22 protein-coding genes and 1 riboswitch are annotated in these 20,661 nt (G+C 35.8%); of the genes, 16 read left to right on the plus strand and 6 right to left on the minus strand.

Features of this window, described 5'->3' with window-relative positions:
- Positions 1-16: 16 nt before the first annotated feature.
- On the minus strand, positions 17-649 hold the full coding sequence (locus GQ594_RS03105) for a nitroreductase family protein (protein WP_160400197.1): 633 nt from the start codon (positions 647-649) through the stop codon (positions 17-19).
- Between the two features lie 216 nt (positions 650-865).
- On the opposite strand from GQ594_RS03105, the gene GQ594_RS03110 reads away from it, so the two are divergent.
- The 13 genes from GQ594_RS03110 (at position 866) to thiD (ending at position 12,869) form a co-directional block, all read left to right on the plus strand.
- Complete coding sequence (locus tag GQ594_RS03110; RefSeq protein ID WP_160411401.1) at positions 866-2,308, plus strand: LTA synthase family protein; 1,443 nt, start codon at positions 866-868, stop codon at positions 2,306-2,308.
- Between the two features lie 9 nt (positions 2,309-2,317).
- Positions 2,318-2,941, plus strand: a complete 624-nt coding sequence (locus GQ594_RS03115; protein ID WP_160400199.1) for a LysE family transporter — start codon at positions 2,318-2,320, stop codon at positions 2,939-2,941.
- A gap of 158 nt (positions 2,942-3,099) precedes the next feature.
- Complete coding sequence (gutQ, locus tag GQ594_RS03120; RefSeq protein ID WP_160400200.1) at positions 3,100-4,062, plus strand: arabinose-5-phosphate isomerase GutQ; 963 nt, start codon at positions 3,100-3,102, stop codon at positions 4,060-4,062.
- Between the two features lie 185 nt (positions 4,063-4,247).
- Positions 4,248-4,769 (plus strand): shikimate kinase AroK, encoded by a 522-nt coding sequence (gene aroK, locus GQ594_RS03125; RefSeq protein WP_160400201.1) that lies wholly within the window; start codon positions 4,248-4,250, stop codon positions 4,767-4,769.
- Positions 4,770-4,839: 70 nt separating this feature from the next.
- The gene (locus tag GQ594_RS03130; protein ID WP_160400202.1) at positions 4,840-5,661 is read left to right on the plus strand and encodes an SPOR domain-containing protein; all 822 of its coding nucleotides are present in this window, start codon (positions 4,840-4,842) and stop codon (positions 5,659-5,661) included.
- Between the two features lie 48 nt (positions 5,662-5,709).
- Positions 5,710-6,531, plus strand: a complete 822-nt coding sequence (locus GQ594_RS03135; RefSeq protein ID WP_160400203.1) for a Dam family site-specific DNA-(adenine-N6)-methyltransferase — start codon at positions 5,710-5,712, stop codon at positions 6,529-6,531.
- 35 nt (positions 6,532-6,566) lie between these two features.
- Positions 6,567-7,244, plus strand: coding sequence for a ribulose-phosphate 3-epimerase (gene rpe / locus GQ594_RS03140; RefSeq protein WP_160400204.1), 678 nt, complete (start codon positions 6,567-6,569; stop codon positions 7,242-7,244).
- Complete coding sequence (locus GQ594_RS03145; RefSeq protein ID WP_160400205.1) at positions 7,237-7,932, plus strand: phosphoglycolate phosphatase; 696 nt, start codon at positions 7,237-7,239, stop codon at positions 7,930-7,932. The genes rpe and GQ594_RS03145 overlap by 8 nt, the downstream gene beginning before the upstream one ends.
- A 23-nt stretch (positions 7,933-7,955) precedes the next feature.
- Positions 7,956-8,951, plus strand: a complete 996-nt coding sequence (trpS, locus tag GQ594_RS03150) for a tryptophan--tRNA ligase (protein ID WP_160400206.1) — start codon at positions 7,956-7,958, stop codon at positions 8,949-8,951.
- A gap of 106 nt (positions 8,952-9,057) precedes the next feature.
- The gene (gene trkA, locus GQ594_RS03155; RefSeq protein WP_160411402.1) at positions 9,058-10,419 is read left to right on the plus strand and encodes a Trk system potassium transporter TrkA; all 1,362 of its coding nucleotides are present in this window, start codon (positions 9,058-9,060) and stop codon (positions 10,417-10,419) included.
- A 38-nt stretch (positions 10,420-10,457) separates the two neighbouring features.
- Positions 10,458-10,559: riboswitch (TPP riboswitch) on the plus strand.
- A 65-nt stretch (positions 10,560-10,624) separates the two neighbouring features.
- Positions 10,625-11,413 carry a hydroxyethylthiazole kinase gene (gene thiM, locus GQ594_RS03160; RefSeq protein WP_160400208.1) on the plus strand — a complete coding sequence of 263 codons (789 nt, stop codon included), beginning with the start codon at positions 10,625-10,627 and terminating at the stop codon, positions 11,411-11,413.
- Positions 11,414-11,421: 8 nt separating this feature from the next.
- Complete coding sequence (gene thiE, locus GQ594_RS03165) at positions 11,422-12,078, plus strand: thiamine phosphate synthase (RefSeq protein WP_160411403.1); 657 nt, start codon at positions 11,422-11,424, stop codon at positions 12,076-12,078.
- Positions 12,075-12,869, plus strand: a complete 795-nt coding sequence (gene thiD, locus GQ594_RS03170; RefSeq protein ID WP_160400210.1) for a bifunctional hydroxymethylpyrimidine kinase/phosphomethylpyrimidine kinase — start codon at positions 12,075-12,077, stop codon at positions 12,867-12,869. The genes thiE and thiD overlap by 4 nt, the downstream gene beginning before the upstream one ends.
- Before the next feature lie 67 nt (positions 12,870-12,936).
- On the opposite strand, the gene GQ594_RS03175 is transcribed toward thiD, so the two are convergent.
- Together GQ594_RS03175 and GQ594_RS03180 are read right to left on the minus strand one after the other, a co-directional pair.
- Complete coding sequence (locus GQ594_RS03175) at positions 12,937-13,383, minus strand: STY0301 family protein (RefSeq protein ID WP_160411404.1); 447 nt, start codon at positions 13,381-13,383, stop codon at positions 12,937-12,939.
- A 60-nt stretch (positions 13,384-13,443) separates the two neighbouring features.
- Positions 13,444-13,650, minus strand: a complete 207-nt coding sequence (locus GQ594_RS03180) for a heavy-metal-associated domain-containing protein (protein WP_160411405.1) — start codon at positions 13,648-13,650, stop codon at positions 13,444-13,446.
- Between the two features lie 127 nt (positions 13,651-13,777).
- On the opposite strand from GQ594_RS03180, the gene GQ594_RS03185 reads away from it, so the two are divergent.
- Together GQ594_RS03185 and GQ594_RS03190 are read left to right on the plus strand one after the other, a co-directional pair.
- Positions 13,778-14,719 carry a hypothetical protein gene (locus GQ594_RS03185; RefSeq protein WP_160411406.1) on the plus strand — a complete coding sequence of 314 codons (942 nt, stop codon included), beginning with the start codon at positions 13,778-13,780 and terminating at the stop codon, positions 14,717-14,719.
- Positions 14,720-15,236: 517 nt separating this feature from the next.
- Entirely contained in the window at positions 15,237-16,268 is a 1,032-nt protein-coding gene (locus GQ594_RS03190; protein ID WP_160411407.1) for an AI-2E family transporter, read from the plus strand.
- Positions 16,269-16,399: 131 nt separating this feature from the next.
- On the opposite strand, the gene mnmE is transcribed toward GQ594_RS03190, so the two are convergent.
- The 3 genes from mnmE to GQ594_RS03205 all read right to left on the minus strand — a co-directional run bounded on the left by mnmE (position 16,400) and on the right by GQ594_RS03205 (position 19,067).
- Entirely contained in the window at positions 16,400-17,761 is a 1,362-nt protein-coding gene (mnmE, locus tag GQ594_RS03195) for a tRNA uridine-5-carboxymethylaminomethyl(34) synthesis GTPase MnmE (protein WP_160401328.1), read from the minus strand.
- A gap of 138 nt (positions 17,762-17,899) precedes the next feature.
- Positions 17,900-18,493 (minus strand): YdcF family protein, encoded by a 594-nt coding sequence (locus GQ594_RS03200; protein ID WP_160411408.1) that lies wholly within the window; start codon positions 18,491-18,493, stop codon positions 17,900-17,902.
- A 4-nt stretch (positions 18,494-18,497) separates the two neighbouring features.
- Entirely contained in the window at positions 18,498-19,067 is a 570-nt protein-coding gene (locus tag GQ594_RS03205; RefSeq protein ID WP_160401330.1) for a DNA-3-methyladenine glycosylase I, read from the minus strand.
- A 238-nt stretch (positions 19,068-19,305) separates the two neighbouring features.
- On the opposite strand from GQ594_RS03205, the gene GQ594_RS03210 reads away from it, so the two are divergent.
- On the plus strand, positions 19,306-20,655 hold the full coding sequence (locus tag GQ594_RS03210; RefSeq protein ID WP_160401331.1) for an MFS transporter: 1,350 nt from the start codon (positions 19,306-19,308) through the stop codon (positions 20,653-20,655).
- The last annotated feature ends 6 nt before the right edge of the window (positions 20,656-20,661 follow it).

Raw genomic sequence — 20,661 nt, forward strand, 5'->3', positions numbered from 1 at the left:
ATTCTATTATTACCTGTTATTTTCCTAATAAGAGCATACCAAGTGGCTTACTGCCTTCCGGTAATTGTAGCTCTTGGCTTATGACTTCGGGTTTGATGGAGTGAATATAACGGGCACTTAATTTTAACGCTGCCGCTGCTAAATAAGCATTTTGGCTCATGGCACCAACAGCAGTGTAACTAAAGTTAGTAATCTGTTCTGGATTGATACCAGTAAATGCACTAGCGTCTGACACAAAAATCAACGAATAAGCGGCTCGTCTAGTAAAATTTTGTAAACCAATATCGGCACGTATATCTTTATTATTAATTTCTTTTAGATAATGACCTTCCCATTCATATAAAAAAGTTCCCTTTTCGCTAGCGACATAAATCCGCACATAAGGAGAATTTCCATTAGCCATGGGCACTGTCCAACCGCTTTTGCCTCGGTTTAAACCACTTGCAGCCCAAAGTACAGTTGACAGTTCATTATCAGAAACCTGACCAGCAGGAAAACCGCCTCCAGATGTTGAAGATCGTTTTTTTAAACTTTCAAATAAACTCATACCATCTTTAGTTTGCGGTGTCGGTAATGTGATATCGGCATAACAAAAAGAAAAGCAAAATAAAGATAAAATAATAATGACTTTCCGTACAAAACACGGCATAACAATTCCTAACATTATAAGAATGGGATAGGGATATATTATTGCGAATGACATTAATTATCAATATTAAATAATAACAAGTATCATTTCAAATATTAGGATCACATATTTTATGTTGTAATTTGTTAAACAAATTAGCCAATATTTTTATTTTTTTATGCATTAAGTATATACTTAGGCAAAATTGATTATTGAATAGATTGAGCAACATATTTTATGCCATTATCGACACTGGTTGTTTTACCACTTTTTATTATTACCATTGTTTTTGCTTCGCTTTTTAAACAAAAAAAGTGGCAGCTTTTAAGTATAACGTTATTCACGATATTTATCGTCATGGAGCTCACCTCCATCTACTTTAGTGGTGGATTTATTGATTACCAGTTTTATGTCAATTTAAATATCAATGACATTATAGAAGGCCTATTTATTTTTAAATTACAAGCGCTCTTAGTTATTGTCGTCTTTTTTACACTTATTTTTTTGCTATCAAAACTAGCAAATTGGTGCAAACGTAAATGTCATTTCATTGTTCGTTTATTATTAGCCGTTGTAGCAATCATCTCAATTAGTTATCACAATGGACCATTAAGCCGTTTATACGAAATATATCAAGTCACTAGTGCCCCACGAGAACCATTTGAGCAAGCACTAAAATCACTCAACATGACTAACTACACTAATAAAAATCAGCTTGTTAGTCATCAAGGTAAAAATATTATTGTGTTATCGTTAGAATCGTTTGAACAAGGATTTTTAGATTTTAAAGATATAACGCCCAATTTACAAACGCTTAGCCAAGACTATACTTTTTTCGCTAATATGCCAATGAGCCCTGGTAGTAGCTGGACTACCGCATCAATGTACACCTATATGACTGGCATGCCTTTTTTAATTGGAGGCTACACAACATCACCATTAATGCGTGCAAACGAAACAAACCTCGTTAGTTTGGGGGATGTACTAAAAAAAGCCGGCTACCAAACTCGTTATGTAATAGCAGGACCTGATTTTGCAGGCATTGGGCATACAGTGGATATGCTAGGTATACAAGTCATTTCAGAAAAAAACTACGTTGGGCAATATCCATCTGCACCATTTGGATTATATGACAAAGATATTTTTGACATAGCGAAAAAACAAATTACGCAAATGCGTCAAAACAACCAACCTTTTGCCTTGTTTGTGTCAACAATTTCAACCCATGCACCAAATGGATTTGATGATGAAAGAATGAAAACAATTATTTCGCCTAAATCTGATAATATGTCGTTTGTTGCTGCGTCTTTGGATCATAATTTAGGAATTTTTATCAAAAGTTTAAAAGATGAAGGATTATTGGAAAACACCGTATTTTATATTTTTCCAGATCATTTAATGATGGGGTCAGGCACACCGACGATCAATCGCCTGTCACAAAAAGAGCGCAAACTCTACTTATTAACGAATGCTAATACTCAGGATCTACAAAAAACACCTGATCAAACTATTTACCAAATTGATTTGCCTCGTTTGATTTTAAATGGTGCAAAAGTGCAAAGTAATGCCAAGTTTTTGACAGACTATTTAACCGAGCCTAATTTTGATAAAAAACACTTTATTGAGCAAAACAAAGCCAATATTGCAACAATCAATAATTCAGCACAAATATACAAATAGGTCAACAAAATGACGTTTGATACATTAATTTTAGTCACTACAATTAACTTTTTGGGTATGATTTCGCCTGGGCCTGATTTCTTTTTAGTATTAAAAAATAGTTTGAGTTATAACCGAAAAGTAGCTTTATTCACTGGTTTAGGTGTAATCACCGCCATCTTAGTTCATATGAGCTATTGTGTTGCGGGTGTTGCAGTGCTTATCACCACCACACCAATACTTTATAACGCTTTACGTTATGCTGGTGCTGCTTACTTAATATGGCTTGGCATAAAAGCATTACTGGCTAAAAAAGCAAATATTACCTATATTGGTAACCAACAGATTTTACAGTCAATTCCTAGTAAATCAGCCTTTATGCAAGGCTTTTTATGTAATTTACTTAACCCAAAAGCAACATTATTCTTTTTAGCTACCTTTACTCAAGTACTCAATACAGAATCATCAATATTTGATAAGCTCATTGTCGCATCTATCATTTTGATTGAAGCTATTTTTTGGTGGCCTTTTGTGGTATTTATTTTTCAAACGCAAAGCGTACAACGCCGTTACTTTAAACTTCAATTTATCATTGATAAATTACTGGGTATCATTTTAATTACACTAGGAATCAAAGTTGCTTTAGGTTTTTAGATTATTAAAAGTTAACAAATAGATATTGATATGATACTTTTTTGAATATTCAACCATTAATTGTTAAACTAACACCAATTTAGCTTTTATAATCGTTTTGCCTCTATTCACCGATTATATTCTCCGTTCATTTATTTTTATTCGATAGGCTAATTAAAATGGATAAAATATTACAATATGGTCGAGAGCTTCTAGAACTAGAGTTACAAGAAGCCCAAAAATTACCCAATCGACTTGGCAAAGATTTTATTAATGCTTGTCAGCTTATTTTAAGTACCAAAGGTAAAGTTGTTGTTTCAGGTATTGGAAAATCTGGGCACATAGGAAAAAAAATAGCCGCTTCACTAGCAAGTACAGGCAGCCCAGCTTTTTTTATGCATCCATCGGAGGCCTTGCATGGTGATTTAGGGATGGTTACTCCAAACGACGTAGCCATTTTAATTTCTTATTCTGGTCGAGCGAAAGAATTTAATTTTATTTTACCTATTCTTGCTGAAATGAATGTACCCGTTATTGCCATTACCGGAGGATTAGATTCACCACTAGCTAAATCAGCTCAAGCAATTCTTGATATTTCAATTGAAAAAGAAGCCTGCCCAATGGGACTTGCACCAACATCAAGTTCAACCAACACGTTATTAATGGGTGATGCGCTAGCAATTGCAGTAATGCGCACACGGGGCTTTAAGGAAGAAGACTTTGCACGATCTCACCCTGCTGGTAGTTTAGGCGCCAAATTACTCAACCATGTACGAGACGTAATGCGAACAGGAGATCGAATACCTAAAGTACCACAAACAGCAACAGTTCTTGATACAATGTTAGAATTAAGCCGAACAGGTGTAGGATTAGTTGCAATCTGTCAAGATAATAATAAAATAGTTGGTGTATTTACCGATGGTGATTTGCGTCGATTATTATTAAAAAAGGGAACATTACAAGATAATATTATAGACGTTATGACCTGCCCTGGGCATCGGATTCCAGAAAATTGGAAAGCAGTTGAAGCACTAAAATCATTTAATGATCATAACATTACTGCTGCGCCAGTTGTTAATAGCAAAGACGAATTAGTGGGCGTATTAAACATCCATGATTTGCATCAAGCCGGTATTAGCTAAAACTATTGGTAAATACCTATTGCCAAAAGGTACTATCTATTGAGATAATTACCGACCTAAATTTTTGTCGTTAGACGGAGATCCAAGAAAGTTACACAGTAATAATGCAAATGACGCTATAAAGTCATAGCAGATTGATATTGTGTTGTATATTTTAACCAAAATTAATAGATGATGAAACTACAATGGCAGAAAAGCGAAATATCTTTCTAATTGGCCCTATGGGGGCAGGAAAAAGCACAATAGGCCGACAAATTGCACAACAGTTAGGCATGGATTTTTTTGACTCAGATCAAGAGATTGAAAAACGTACTGGTGCAGATATCGCATGGATTTTTGACCTAGAAGGGGAAGAAGGATTCCGTGCCAGAGAAGAAAAAGTCATTAACGAATTGACTGAAAAACAAGGCGTCGTACTTGCAACAGGTGGTGGTTCGGTCTTATCTAAAGAGACACGCAATCGATTATCTGCTCGGGGAATCGTAGTCTACCTTGAAACAACTATTGAAAAACAAATGGCAAGAACGCAAAAAGATAAGCGTCGTCCACTATTACAAGGCGGTAACACACCCCGTGAAATTTACGAAGAACTAGCCGATAAACGCGAACCACTTTACGAAGAGATTGCCGATATTACAATAAAAACAGATGAACAAAGTGCCAAAGGCGTTGCTAGTTATATTATTGATAAAATAGAGCAAATTTAAACCATCATTTTTACTGATGATGACAAGTTATAGCAAGGCAATAAACCTATTAGTAGGTTAAGGAGTAAAAATGCGTGTAGATAAAGAGGATCGTTATACAACTGAACAACCTAATAAAGGCGCTATACTCTCATCAAAATTACCAAAATTGCTACAAGACTGTTCTAAGAAAAAGCAGATTATTCTTGTTCTGGCAGTTGCCGCTATTTTGCTATTACTTGGCTTGGCTTTGTTTCATTCTTCAAATAAAAACAAACCAACACCATTAACACCACCTGAAATTAATGGTGTTGATGGTTCACAATTGCCTACGAATGATTCAACTATACATGGACAAAACGATATATCCATCAATACAAACCAAACTGGTTCAGAGCAAAATACAGTGCCCAATACGCAAGGTAACCAACCTAATAATCAACAACAACCAGACGTAACCTCTAATCAGGTTACACCATTAACGCCACCCAATATAAATAGCGTTACAGATTCAAATCATATTAAAACAAATGCAGATTCAGTTAAAACTAGCACAAATAAAGACAACCTTGATAAAAACAGTATCAATAAAAAAACACCTTCTCATAAACCTAATGAAAATGTATCTTCAAGCGATAATTTAAAGCTAAGTAATAATAGCTATACTATACAACTTACTGCATCTAAATCATCTGATGGCCTAAAAAAATATGTTAACCAACATAAAATAACTAATTACCAAATTTATGAAACTAAACGTAATAATGAAAAATGGTACATTTTAATTAAAGGTAACTACTCATCATCTGAAGAAGCACATAAAGCAATCAAGTCTTTACCAAGTGCACTACAAAAAGACAAACCATGGGTTAAATCTGGTGCAACGATTAATAAAGAAAAAGCAGCAAAATAATCAAGGATATCGTTTATTTATCCGATCGACGACAAATAGGAGTTTCCGTTGAAGAAGCAACGAGCCTTTTTAAAATGGGCTGGAGGAAAATATGAGCTTGTGGACACAATTAAACGGTATCTACCAGAAGGCGAACAACTAATTGAACCTTTTGTCGGGGCTGGCTCCGTATTTTTAAATACTAACTACAAAAGTTATATTTTAGCGGATATTAATCACGATTTAATTTCGTTATTTAAATTGCTGCAATCAAGCCCTGATCAATTTATTGGTGATCTTCGATTGCTATTTGCTACTCAAAATAATAATCCCGATGCATTTTATCAGCTACGTGATTTATTTAACGGCAGTAAAGACCAATATTTTAGGTCACTTCTATTTGTCTATTTAAATCGTCACTGTTATAACGGTTTATGCCGTTATAACAATAGTGGGCTATTTAATGTCCCATTTGGGCGTTATAAGACAATTTATTTTCCTGAAAAGGAACTCTATTTTTTTGCAGAAAAAGCACAAAAAGCGCAGTTTATTTGTGCGCCTTATCATGAAGTCATGAAACAAGCAAAAAAAAATTCAGTAATTTATTGTGATCCACCCTATATATCACCGAATGAATCAGCGGGGTTTACGGCTTATTATTCAAATATATTTGGATTTGAAGAACACAAAAAATTATCAAAATTAGCTGAAACCATGGCATATAAAAAAAATATACCCGTACTAGTTTCTAATCATTATACTGATTACACAATGACCCTTTACAGCAAAGCAAGTGAGCTTTATCGGGCAGAAATGCGACGCTCAATCAGCTGTGCTGGTGAAGGCCGTAAAAAAATTGACGAGATTTTAGCGTTATATAAAAAGTCATAAGCAAGCTTTACAGTAAAAGTTATTAGAGGTAGGTTATGAAAAAATACATTATTGCGCCATCAATATTATCAGCCGATTTTGCTCGTCTTGGTGAAGATACTCAAAAAGTGCTTGATGCGGGGGCTGATGTTATCCATTTTGACGTAATGGACAATCACTTTGTTCCCAATCTAACCATGGGTTCAATGTTTTGTAAAGCTTTACGCGACTATGGCGTTAGCGCACCTATTGATGTGCATTTAATGGTATCACCAGTTGAAGAGCTAATAACTACTTTTGCCAACGCTGGTGCAACCAACATATCAATCCACCCAGAAGCCACTATTCATTTAGATCGTTCATTACAATTAATAAAAGATCATGGTTGTACGGCAGGAATTGTATTTAATCCTGCAACCCCGTTAAGCTATTTAGATTATCTCATGGATAAAGTTGATATTATTTTATTAATGGGCGTTAATCCCGGCTTTGGTGGACAATCATTTATTCCATCAACCTTAAAAAAATTACAACAAGTAAAAAAACGTATTATTGAATCTGGACGTGATATTCGATTAGAAATTGATGGTGGCGTAAAAGTAGAAAATATTGCTGAAATAGCAAAAGCTGGTGCAGATATGTTTGTGGCTGGCTCAGCCATATTTAGCCAACCCGATTATAAAACTGTTATTGATGCAATGCGAAAAGAGTTAGCAGGAGTTAAACATGAGTAAATTAAATGACATTCAGGCTGTAGCTTTTGATTTAGATGGTACGCTTGTCGATAGTGTCCCAGGGCTTGCGCTGGCCTCACAAAAAATGCTAGCAGATTTAAACCTACCAACAATCAACAATGAACAAATCAAAAACTTTGTAGGTAATGGTATTGATATTATGCTAGAAAGAGTGTTTAAAGCAATTGAAGTTGATCCATCAACAGAACTCTTTACCAAAGCTAAAGATCTATTTAATCAGCACTATGATAAAGTCATTGATGCAGAAACTAAACTATTTCCCAACGTTAAAGAGACCTTAAAAGCACTTTATGATAATAATTATCCACTCGCATTAGTAACCAATAAACCTGCACAATTTTTACCAGCTTTACTGACTTCTTTAGGTATAAAAGAGTACTTTTCATTAGTGCTTGGTGGTGGAGATGTGATTAAATTAAAACCACACCCAGCACCTTTATATCAAGTTATGGCAACATTTGGATTGTTTAGTGATCAGCTCCTATTTGTTGGTGATTCTAAAAACGATATTACAGCAGCACAAAATGCCAACTGCCCGACAGTGGCATTAAGCTATGGTTATAACTATGGCATCTCGATCGCCACGAGCAATCCTGATTTTTTATTGGATGATTTTAAAGACATATTAACATTATTGCCTCAGCCCAAAGCTGATGCAAAGAAATAATTAGCATAGATTAGGAATAAATTATGAGTAAACCGATTGTATTTAGTGGCGCTCAGCCATCAGGAGAACTAACACTTGGCAACTACTTAGGTGCATTAAAAAATTGGGTGGCTCTGCAAGGTGAATATGATTGCGTTTATTGTATCGTCAATCAACATGCGATCACAGTACGTCAAGATCCCAACAAATTACGCAAAGCCACATTAGATACACTTGCCCTTTATTTAGCTTGTGGAATTGACCCCAAACAGAGCACCATTTTTGTACAATCACACGTCCCTGCACATGCTGAACTTGGTTGGGCATTAAATTGTTATACCTATTTTGGCGAACTCAGCCGTATGACACAATTTAAAGACAAATCATCACGACACGCCGAAAACATTAACGCAGGTCTATTTGACTATCCTGTACTTATGGCTGCAGACATTTTGCTTTATCAAGCAAACTTAGTACCTGTGGGCGATGATCAAAAGCAACATCTTGAATTATCACGTGATATTGCTATGCGCTTTAATGCACTTTATGGGGATGTTTTTACCGTTCCAGAACCCTTTATTGCTAAAGTTGGGGCACGCGTTATGTCATTACAAGAACCAACTAAAAAAATGTCAAAATCAGACGAAAACCGCAATAACGTAATAGGATTACTCGAAACCCCAAAAGATATCGAAAAGAAAATAAAACGAGCAATGACTGATTCTGATGAACCACCAGTCGTTCGTTACGACATAAAAAATAAAGCTGGCGTATCAAACCTGCTTGATATTTTAACGGGTATCACAGGGAAACCAATTGCTGAACTTGAAAAAGAATTTGAAGGCAAAATGTATGGTCACTTAAAAACCGAAGTGGCAACCCAAGTTATTGACATGTTAAACATATTGCAAGCCAAATATCATGAGTATCGTGATGATGAAAGCTACCTATTTTCAATTATGCAAGAAGGTGCTGAAAAAGCACGCTCAAAAGCCGAACCAACATTGAAAAAGGTCTATGATGCGATCGGTTTTGTTTAATTCTTAAAACAATACCTCATTGTTACAAAATAAAATAGTATGTAATGGCTTTAATAAACTAGATAAACGAACAACCATTAAAGCCATTTAACGATACAGGTTAGTTATGAAGATTATTATTCTTGGTGCAGGACAGACAGGTAGTGCGCTTGCTGAATATCTCGTTACCGAAAAACAAAACGATGTTACAGTAGTTGATGAAGATCACGACAAATTGCAATCTTTGCAAGAACGCTTTGATTTACAAATAATTTGTGGCAAACCATCTTATCCGCAAGTATTAAAAGACGCAGGTGCAGAATCAGCAGACATGCTTGTTGCCGTTACTAACTCAGACGAAATCAACATGATAGCTTGCCAAATTGGGCATGTAATGTTTCACATTCCCCAAAAAGTCGCGCGTATCAGAGAGCCTGAATACAATGACGAAGATTACCCCTACTTCAACAAAGACTGTATTAACATTGATCATATTATTGCTCCAGAAAACCTTATCACCAACCATATTAGCCAACTAGTACAATACCCAGGCTCACTGCAATTTGCCTCTTTTTGTGATAATCGTGTCTGTTTAGTGGCTGTAACTGCCTATTATGGTGGCGCTTTAGTGGGCAACGAACTATCCGAGCTCAAAGAGCATTTACCGCATGTTGAAGCTCGTGTCGTTGCTATTTATCGTAAAAATCGTTTTATTCGCCCACTTGCCTCAACCTTAATAGAAGCCGGTGATATGGTCTACTTCATTACCCCACCAGTCAATATCAAAGCTGTTACTAGCGAATTACAACGATTAGAAAAACCCTATAAACGAATTATTATCAGCGGTGGTGGCGGAGTGGCCGTTGCTTTAGCAAAACGTCTAGAAAATGACTATCAAGTCAAACTAATTGAGCGAAATGCAGAGCGTGCAGAATTAATTGCCGAGCAACTTGTAAACACCACTATATTGCATGGGGAATCATCTGACCAAGAATTATTATCCCAAGAGCAAATCGAGCTTACCGATCTATTTATTGCGGTAACTAGCGATGATGAATCCAATATTATGTCATCCATGCTTGCCAAAAGAATGGGCACTAAAAAAGTCATTGTATTAATTCAACGCCAAGCCTATCTTGAACTGATTAATGACAGTGTGATTGACATTGCCATTTCCCCACAACATGCCACCATTTCAGAACTATTAAGTCATGTAAGGCAAACAGGCGTAGTTAAAGTTGTCTCGTTAAGACAGGGCGAATCTGAAATTATCGAAGTCGTTGCTAATGGTGATAATGACACCTCAAAACTTGTTGGCAAAAATATTAATAGCCTAAAACTCCCTTCGGGGGCAACTATTGGTGCGGTAGTTCGTGGTGAAGATATCATTATTGTCAATACCGATCTAACCATTGAAGACAACGATCACCTGATTATCTTCTTACCGGATAGAAAGACAATTACTGATATAGAAAAATTACTACAATAGCTTGTTAAAAACAAATAGTCAGTTCATAATAACCAATAAATTTTGACTCGGGGTGTTTTTTGTTCTAACAAAAAACTGAGATCTTACCCGTTGCACCTGATCTGGATAATACCAGCGTAGGGAAGTCTCAGCCATACCCCCCAACTTTAGTTTGGCACATTCTTCCCAGCATTTATCGATTAATAAATAAAAAGGAAGGAAAAATATGCCAATAGCTCAACCATTCCAAACTGCGCAAGCAATCACATTTATCAATCATATAAAGCAACAATGTCCACTAGTACATTGTATTACTAACGACGTAGTCCAAAACTTTACCGCTAATGTACTCCTTGCTATTGGTGCATCGCCAGCAATGATTATTGCCGAACAAGAAGTCGAATCATTTGTCACCATTGCCGATAGTTTACTGATTAATATTGGCACCATCCACAACAGCACAGCTAACAGTATGCGACTTGCAGCCCAAAAAGCCCAACAAACACAAACCCCATGGGTACTTGACCCTGTCGCAGTTGGACCAGCGCTTAGTTATCGAACCAATATTGCGCATCAATTATTATCATTTAATCCAACGGTAATACGCGGTAATGCTTCAGAAATACTTGCGTTAAATGGACAAAACGCCTCATCGAAAGGACCAGATAGCCAAGACTCAACCCAATCGGCTTTAAATACAGCCAAAGCACTTGCACAACAATACCAAACTATTGTTGCTATGACGGGTGATGTCGATTACATCACCGATGGCAACACCACCTATAGCATAACAGGTGGTGATATAGCATTAACAAAAGTGACAGGAACGGGGTGTTCATTATCTGCCATGGTAGCGGCTTTTATTGCAAACTCACCCGATCTATTACAAGCCACCGCATCAGCATGCCTAATGATGAAAAAAGCAGGCGAGCTTGCCAATAAACAGCAAGGACTAGGCACTTTTGCTGTTTCAATATTAGATCAACTCTCTACATTTAACCCAACGCACGAATAAGGAAACAAATGAAAAAGCAACTCGATCTTACTCTTTATTTAGTTCTTGATCCCTTATTATGCGAAGGAATTAATGGCATGGTAAACACCACCAAAATTGCCATTGCCAACGGTGTAACTGCAATTCAATTAAGATCAGAACAAACATTTTCAGGTAAAGATTGGTATTACGCCGCATTAGCATTAAAAGAAACACTAGAAGGCACACCTGTACCACTATTTATAAACGATCATGTTGATATCGCACTTGCTGTTGATGCTGATGGTGTACACATAGGGCAAAGCGATCTTCCTGTCGATGTTACACGACAACTTATTGGCAATAAAAAATGGTTAGGATTTTCAATCTCAAACCACCAGCAACTTAATGCTGTGCCTTGGCAAAAAGTGGATTATTTAGGAATTGGTCCAATCTATCCAACTGCAACCAAAAAAAATGCCGCCAAAGCGCTTGGTACTGAGCAATTAGCCGAATTAGTAAAACTAAAACAGTGCCCAGCAGTTGCCATAGGAGGCATTGATGACAGCAATATCACTAACGTCATTCACACGGGTATTGATGGAGTTGCCGTCGTTTCGGCAATTTGTGGGAAAAAAGATATTCAACAAGCAACATTATCACTTATTAACAAAATCAAACAAGCTAAACAGGAAAGACTATCATGACAACAATTGCACTCACCATTGCAGGATCAGACCCTAGCGGTGGTGCAGGTATTCAAGCCGATTTAAAAACCTTCTCGGCACTTGGTGCTTATGGCATGTCAGTTATCACCGCACTAACGGCACAAAGCACACAAGGCGTTGATGCAGTACTTGCGATATCGCCCGAATTTATCGAAGCCCAGTTTAATACGCTTTATCAAGATATCAAAATTGATAGCCTAAAAATAGGCATGCTGATGAATAAAGAAATAGTCACAACAGTTCACCACCTTCTTAAAACAAACCCGATTCCAACTATCGTACTAGATACTGTAATGGTCGCCAAAGGTGGACACCCCCTTTTAAAATCCGATGCCGTAACAGCCATTCGTGAGCTCTTATTACCCCAAGCAACCATCATCACTCCCAATCTACCCGAAGCTGCGGCATTACTTGATTGTGATGAGGCAAAAAACGAAGATGAAATGCAAAACCAAGGGCAAAAATTACTCAAACTAGGTTGCAAAGCAGTATTAATGAAAGGCGGACACTTACCAAGCAAGGAAAGCCCCGATTATTTGATAACACACAATAATATAATAAGAATGACCTTTCCACGCATTCAAACTAAAAATACTCACGGAACGGGGTGCACATTATCAGCAGCGATTGCAGCATTATTACCCAAAAATAACCTAAAAGACGCAATCGCCCAAGCAAAAAATTACCTACAAGGCGCAATTAGCCATGCTGATGATTTAAATATAGGGAAAGGAATTGGACCAACGCACCATTTTTACCGCTGGTGGTAATTGTTCAAAACGTTAATGGGATTTATGTTATCAACGATTACATATAACAACAAATCCCATACCACAACTAATGCAGATCTTTTGCTTCACTTGTACTACAGCTGAGTGATCCACTTTTTCCTTGATCGTCTTCAAAATAATCAGCCCAACAACTTTTCATTGATAAATCAATTTGTTTTATCAGCTCAACCCTGCTTCCACTGTAAGAACAACTAACATAATAAGGTTCAACATCTGTATTATAATTAACTTCCCATATTAACTCATGTTTCTTACCATCAACCGTCCCTTTTGCCGGTACTAAAGCTGCCATTTTAGAAGGCTTATCATAATAAACCATCATACTACTAAACGATACATTCAAATTATTTATATCATTAGAAACCTGCCACCCATCAGGCATATTTTCAACTTCTTCTTTAACATTGAACTGCTTAGGGCAATCAATCTGATAAGTATGAGCCCCAAATACCCCACCAAACCAAGCGACAACAGCCACTGTCATGTTCAACATTTTTCCTTTCATATTCGATATCCTACTAATAACTACATATAAACAAACAGATATACCTTGCTAAGATGTCACAACCTTAACAGACGTATAGCCAGCTCTGCTAACCGCATCAATAACGGCAGCTTGCGATATAGTGCTATTTGTAATATCAACCTCGTGCTTAGTTAAATCAACAGACACCTTTACCGCTGGATCAATCTCATTGATCGCTTTTGTTATTGCTTTCACACAATGCTGACAACTCATCTCATCAATGATTAATTTCATAAAACCTCGCTATTTTTGCTAATGAATAACTAGAATAATAAAGCGTTACATAAAAAAGCTAAAATTGCTACTTTTTCGCCCAAAATATGATAATATCATACTTCTTTTAACATTAATAAAAACGCTTATGATGAAAAAAATAAAATACAGTTTACTATTAACCTTTAGCCTAACACTTATTGGCTGTTCTAAGCCTAGCTCTATTGAACGTTGGATTGACAACCCCACCAATAATGAAATCAAAGTCACTATTGACGGAAACGAACTAACCATCCCAGCAAAATCAGGGGTTAATTATACCTTTGAATATGGCAAGCACACCTTATCGTATAATAATGACGATTTCACTTTTGTTGTAAAACCAGCTCAATTCAGTGAATCAGGTTTTATTAACCCAACACAAAGCAACTATTTTATACACACCATCATTTATTCAACATCTGATATGAATGATGAACAATATGATAAAATCCTAAAAGAAGATAGAGAACTTCATAACATTCCCATCACTGTTAACGGTGAAGAAACTGAAATTGAGCTTCCTACAAAATTAGTCAACGATGTATTGATTGAAAAGAGTGATAATCGTTGGACTTATTTTTATGATCAACCTTTTCCTGAAGAAATAACCCAAGATCTAAAATTAGGAAAAAATCAAACTTATCATGAAACATTTAAAAAATTATATCGTGAAAGCGATTTTATTGAATACTTAAAAAAAGATTTTGATCAGGTAGAAATTAGCTTTGCTCATCATCCTAAAAAATTCAGCGAAATAAATCAATATGTTATTCCTAATGTTGATTTAAATAGCATAAAGTGTAAAGAAGGTCGCCAATATATGGAAGGTCTTTTAAATGATTGGAATCATCTTATTACCTTAAAAGGTAGTGATTTTACAAAATCATACGATAATTTAGCATCAAGTGATGCAATTCATAAAAACTACGAAACAAAAAGTTTATGTACAAAAGAAAACGATCCAGAGCAAACTTATAGTGAAGCATTAAGACAATTTGTTGATGCTATCCGAAATACTCGTGATATTAACTTTTATGTAATTAAATAGTATTGGGTATTATTTCGATAAATAGAGGCTGCTAAGCAGCCTTTTTTGTTTTTGGTTAAGGATTTATAAATAAAAAATTAAATAAAATCAATACTTTTTCTGACGGATTTTTTGCAGTTAAGTGCTGTTATCCAAAGCGTACTTTTATTGGTTTGTAAGGTTGCTAGTTGTTGGTGTTCAACGCTAATTATGCAAGTGGTTGATTTTGTTTGAAAAGAGTTAAATAAAAAATCCAATAAAATCAATACCTTTCCTGACTGATTTTTTAGGTTAAAAACTGTTATTTAGACGTGCTATTTTTGGTTTTGCTGATTTGTTAGCTGTCGGTATTTTGCTTGGGTGTGTAATTTTTTTTAGGCTATTAAATATTCTTAATTAGTGATGTGTAGTTTATATTTAATGAGTAACAAAAAGCGGACTAACAATTAGCCATCTGCTATAATCGCCTTTTATTTTTATCGTTATATCTATCTCGGTTTTAATTAAACAATTTGTTTATTAAAGGATATTTTTCTTTATGCTACTTAATAACAATCAAAAATTAGGTCTATTTTGTTTGGCGCTGTTTTCCGTTAGTTTCATTATTTTAATGCAAGTACATTTAATGCCAGCAGTGATAGCGGCGTTGTTGACCTATACGTTAACACAAAAATTAGATGATTTTTTGTCACGAAAAATGGTACGGTTTAGTCATCAGTCAAAATTAATTTCGGTATTAGTACTGACGACAGTGATTATTGGTATTTTTATTGGTGGTTTTTGGTATTTGTTTGCTTGGTTTGTTGATATGGTCAAGCATCCAACCGAAACGTTAACCAATATAAGATTAATCGTAAACAATGTAATAAACAGTTTACCAACAAACGTTACCCATTATTTGCCTGATAATATTGATGAAATTGAATCAACTATTATGGTTTATCTTAAAGAGCATGTTTTTTATTTACAATCGATTATCAAAAAAGTATTCCATGATTTCGTCATATTAATTGTGGGAATGATTATTGGATTAATTTTAGGCTATAAAGAAAACCAACGTAATACAGTTCATAATTCAGTGACACAAAGGCCATTAACTAAAGCGTTAAAGGCTAGTTTAAACCGATTAGTTGTGGTATTCCAATATGTCGCTATGTCTCAAGTTGTGATTGCTTTATTTAATGCGATAATGACTGCCATTTTGCTATTTATTATTTTGCCTATGTTTGGCATTCATTTACCGTTTAGTAAAAGTTTAGTGCTAGCCACATTTGTTTTTGGGCTTATTCCTATTATTGGAAATTTGATCGTCAATGTATTAATCTTTTTTGTTGCATTTACGGTATCGTTTACCGTTGCAATGGTAATTATTGTGTATTTAATTTTAATTCATAAAATGGAATATGTGCTTAATGCAAAAATAGTTGGGACTAAAATTCATGCGGGTATCTGTGAATTGTTAATTGCGATGCTTTTTTTAGAGACGCTTTTTGGCGTGATTGGTTTAATTTTTGCACCTATTTTTTATGCATTTATAAAATTGTCATTAAAAGAACTAAGAATTCTTTAAATTTATTCAAATTAAGATTTGTATAAATTAATATTTACCTAATTTTTATAAAATAAATTATCTAATTCATTTTATGGGCATTATCTAGTTTGTTATGAAACTAGATAATGTGACCATCAAGTAGTTTATCTCTACTTTCCAATACAAAACGAACTAAATATACGACCTAACAAATCATCAGAAGTAAATTGCCCTGTAATTTCACTTAAAGCTTCTTGCGCTAATCTTAATTCTTCGGCAAGTAATTCACCAGCATGGAATGTGATAAGTTGGTGCTTACCATTGTTTAAATGCCCTGCTGCCTTTTCAAGTGCTTGCAGGTGGCGACGTCGGGCTAAGAATCCACCTTCAGTACTACTAGTAAAGCCCATGGCCTGTTTTAGGTGTTCACGTAATAAGGTAATCCCTTCGCCTGTTCGTGCCGAAAGTTGAATGAGTGAGTAGCCGTTTACTTTGCTATATCCTAGTGCTTCACCCGTTAAATCGGCTTTATTACGAATTACAGTTACTGGCATATTTTTAGGTAAACGTTCAATAAATTCTGGCCATAGCTTTTCGGGGTTGGTTTCTGTTGTGGTTGTGCTGTCTACCATAAACAGTACCCTGTCGGCTTGTTCAATTTCTTGCCAAGCACGTTCAATACCAATTCGTTCCACTTCATCACTCGCCTCGCGTAGTCCTGCGGTGTCAATAATATGCAGTGGCATGCCATCGATGTGGATATGTTCACGCAGTACATCGCGCGTGGTGCCAGCGATGTCGGTAACAATGGCTGCGTCACGTCCAGCTAAGGCATTAAGTAAGCTTGATTTACCTGCATTTGGTCGACCTGCGATGACAACTTTCATACCTTCACGAAGTAGCGATCCTTGTTTAGCTTCTTGCCTAACTTCGTTTAAGTGTGCAATCACTTCATTAAGTTGAGCTTCAATTTTGCCGTCAGATAAGAAGTCGATTTCTTCTTCAGGAAAGTCAATCGCCGCTTCGGTAAAAATTCTTAGATGAATCAACGATTCAACAAGTGCATCTATTTTCTTTGAAAAGACACCTTGTAGCGATGAAATAGCCGATTTTGCTGCTTGCTCAGAACTGGCATCAATTAAATCAGCAATTGCTTCGGCTTGAGCAAGATCTAATTTATCATTTAAAAATGCACGCTCTGAAAACTCCCCCGGCCGAGCAATGCGGACACTTGGGATTTCAAGAATGCGTTTTAAAAGTAAATCTAAAATAATCGGCCCACCATGACCTTGTAATTCAAGCACGTCTTCACCCGTAAATGAGTGGGGATTAGGAAAAAATAAGGCAATGCCTTCATCTAACGTGCTGCCATCTGATGCTAAAAAAGGTAAATAATTGGCATAACGAGGTTTAGGCAATTTGCCCAATACGGCTTGAGCGACAGTTTGAGCCTGAGGCCCTGAAACACGCAAAATACCAACCCCCCCACGCCCTGGCGGGGTTGCTTGTGCAACAATCGTATCTAAGTTCATTCTTTTCATTTTTAAATTAAACAGCAATGTTGCCATAATATCATGGACAACAAGTAAAAACAGCTGTTGCTTATGGTGATGCTACGATTAGCTGATTGAATTAAAAAAATCGTAAAAAATTTGATTTAATCACAAGCATTAGCTTTTTTTAGCTTTAGGATGATCAAATACCCAAGAATTTGCTAATGCAAGTGGTTCTCTTATCATTGCAATATATTTATCAAAATTAGTCCAACTTAACGGTGCCGATAATCCTGATACTTCATTAAAACCCGAGCGTTTAGCTAACATAATTGAGCGCAATAGATGAAAATCATTCGTTACAATAACCGTGTTTCCTAATGGTAATACGTCATTTGCATATATAAATTGTTGAGCAGTTCGGGTTGATTTATCTTCAATATGAACTCTTGAAGATTCAATGCCTTTGTTGATTAAGTAATCAGCCATTACACTAGCTTCGCTTGCTGACTCATCTTTACCTTGCCCGCCACAAACAATAACTTTTGTATTGGGATTATTTTGCAAATAGCTAATTGCAACATCTAAACGAGCTTGTAATGTCAAAGGAGCCTGCGCAGGTGTTCCCACTACTTGTGATCCTAAAATCACCATGGTGTCGGCATTGTCTTGTGGTTTTTGCTCGGCATAAATAAAAATAACCACATTACAGACAATAAAATAACTTAATATGGCAATAATGGCATATTTTACTAGTTGTATCATTTTCATTAACTTAAATTCCTTTTTTAAAGCAATCTTCAAAATGGTCATTGACTAATCCCATAGATTGCATAAATGCATAACAAATAGTAGAGCCAACAAAACTAAAGCCCTTCTTTTTAAGTGCTTTTGACATTTTGTCAGATGTTTCAGTGCTAACTGGTAATTCGCTTTTGTCTTTGTAATGATGAGTGATCGGTTTACCATCAACAAAAGACCAAATAAATTGAGAAAAATCTTCATTATTTTTTTGCATCAATAAATAAGCTTGGGCATTTTTGATTATGCTATTGAGCTTTAAGCGATTGCGTATTAACCCTTTGTTCTCCATAAATAATTCAATATCTTGTGCAGTGAGTTGAACAATTTTTTCAGGATTAAAATCAAAAAAACAACGGCGATACTCGTCTCGTTTTTTCAGTACTGTGATCCAAGATAACCCCGCTTGTTGCCCTTCCAAGCAGATTTTTTCAAATAACTTAAGGCTATCATATTGGGGAATGCCCCATTCGTTGTCATGATAAGCAATATAGAGCGGATCGTTTGTAACCCAACTGCAACGTTTTACTTTTTGATTTGTCATTAAATGATCCTTTTAGATTAACCACATGATAAATAATGAGATCGGTTATCCAATAAAATATAAATAATTTAAGATTATAAACCAAATATGCAGTTTAATGTCATTCATTAAATTTTTTTATGATGGAAAAAAAGACTTTTTTTTGTGGCAAAATGAGGACTCTTTATAAGATTCAGTCAAAAAAAATACATTTTCTTGATTTTCTATCTCAATTTAACAATAAGAATAAGGTTAGTTCATGAATCAGTCTGAAATCAATGCACAATGGCAACCCAATGCGCGGCCATTAAATAGTAAGGATTTAAAAACATTATTTTTATCGTCTTTAGGCGGTACACTCGAGTTTTATGATTTTGTTATTTACGCACTTTATATTGATACCATCGTTAAACCACTATTTTTACCTCATACATTATCGCCTTTAACGTTAGATTTGTTTGCTTGGGGTATTTTTGCTGCTGGTTATTTAGTTCGCCCTGTGGGTGGTATTATTATGGCGCATTTTGGCGATAAGGTGGGACGTAAAAAGATGTTCACCCTTAGTGTCGCAATGATGGCGCTACCGACGTTTATCATCGGGGTTTTACCGACTTATGAAATGATCGGTATTTTTGCACCACTATTGCTTTTGATCATGAGAATGTTGCAAGGTGCCGCCATCGGTGGCGAAATGCCCGGAGCTTGGGTATTCATTGCCGAGCATGTACCAAAGCAACGTTATGGACTGGGTGTAGGTACATTAACATCAGGAATTACTGGCGGTATTTTACTTGGTTTTATTGTCACAATTATTATTGATTTGTGTTTTACTAAACAAAATATTTTAGATTATGCATGGCGTATTCCGTTTATTATTGGTGGTGTTTTTGGTGTGATTTCCGTTTATTTGCGCCGCTTTTTGTCTGAAACCCCCATTTTCAAGGAATTAGCCGCACGCAAGGCGATTGAAAAAAATATTCCTGTTGTTACTGTACTACAAAAACACAAAACGGCTTGCCTGATTGTTGCATTGTTAACATGGTCATTGTCCACAGCAATTATGGTGGGAATTTTAATTACGCCGGGACGTATAGTTGGCAATATGTATCATTTTGCTAACCTTGATTGGCGGATCGGTGGCTGTATTGCCGCTTTAACCTTGACATTAGGTTGTATCGTTTTTGGTTGGTTAGATGATAAGCTCGGTTCAACAAAAACTGTAATCATTTGTTGGGGTGGACTTGCTATTTCTAGTTTATGTTTTTATAGTTCTTTATCGCCTGATATGTCAATCGCCAAACTTTATGTAATTTGGGCAGTGTTTGGGCTTTTTATCGGATCTGTCGCTATGACACCAATTATTGGAACAAGAACGTTTCCCCCTGCAATCCGTTATTCTGGTTTGTCGTTTTCTTATAATTTAGCTTATGCGTTATTTAGTGCTATTACACCAACATTAACACTTTATCTATTAAGTCCTGAACATTTATTAGGAGAGTATAGTTATTTGGGAGCAGGCATTTATATTTCTTTTGTGGCATTAATTGCAGTAGCTGTCGGTTTTTATCCATTAGCCAAAAATGGTTGGCGTGATCAATCGACCAATTAGTTAATA

The organism is Gilliamella sp. Pra-s52, assembly GCF_009795805.1.
Lineage (GTDB): Bacteria > Pseudomonadota > Gammaproteobacteria > Enterobacterales > Orbaceae > Gilliamella.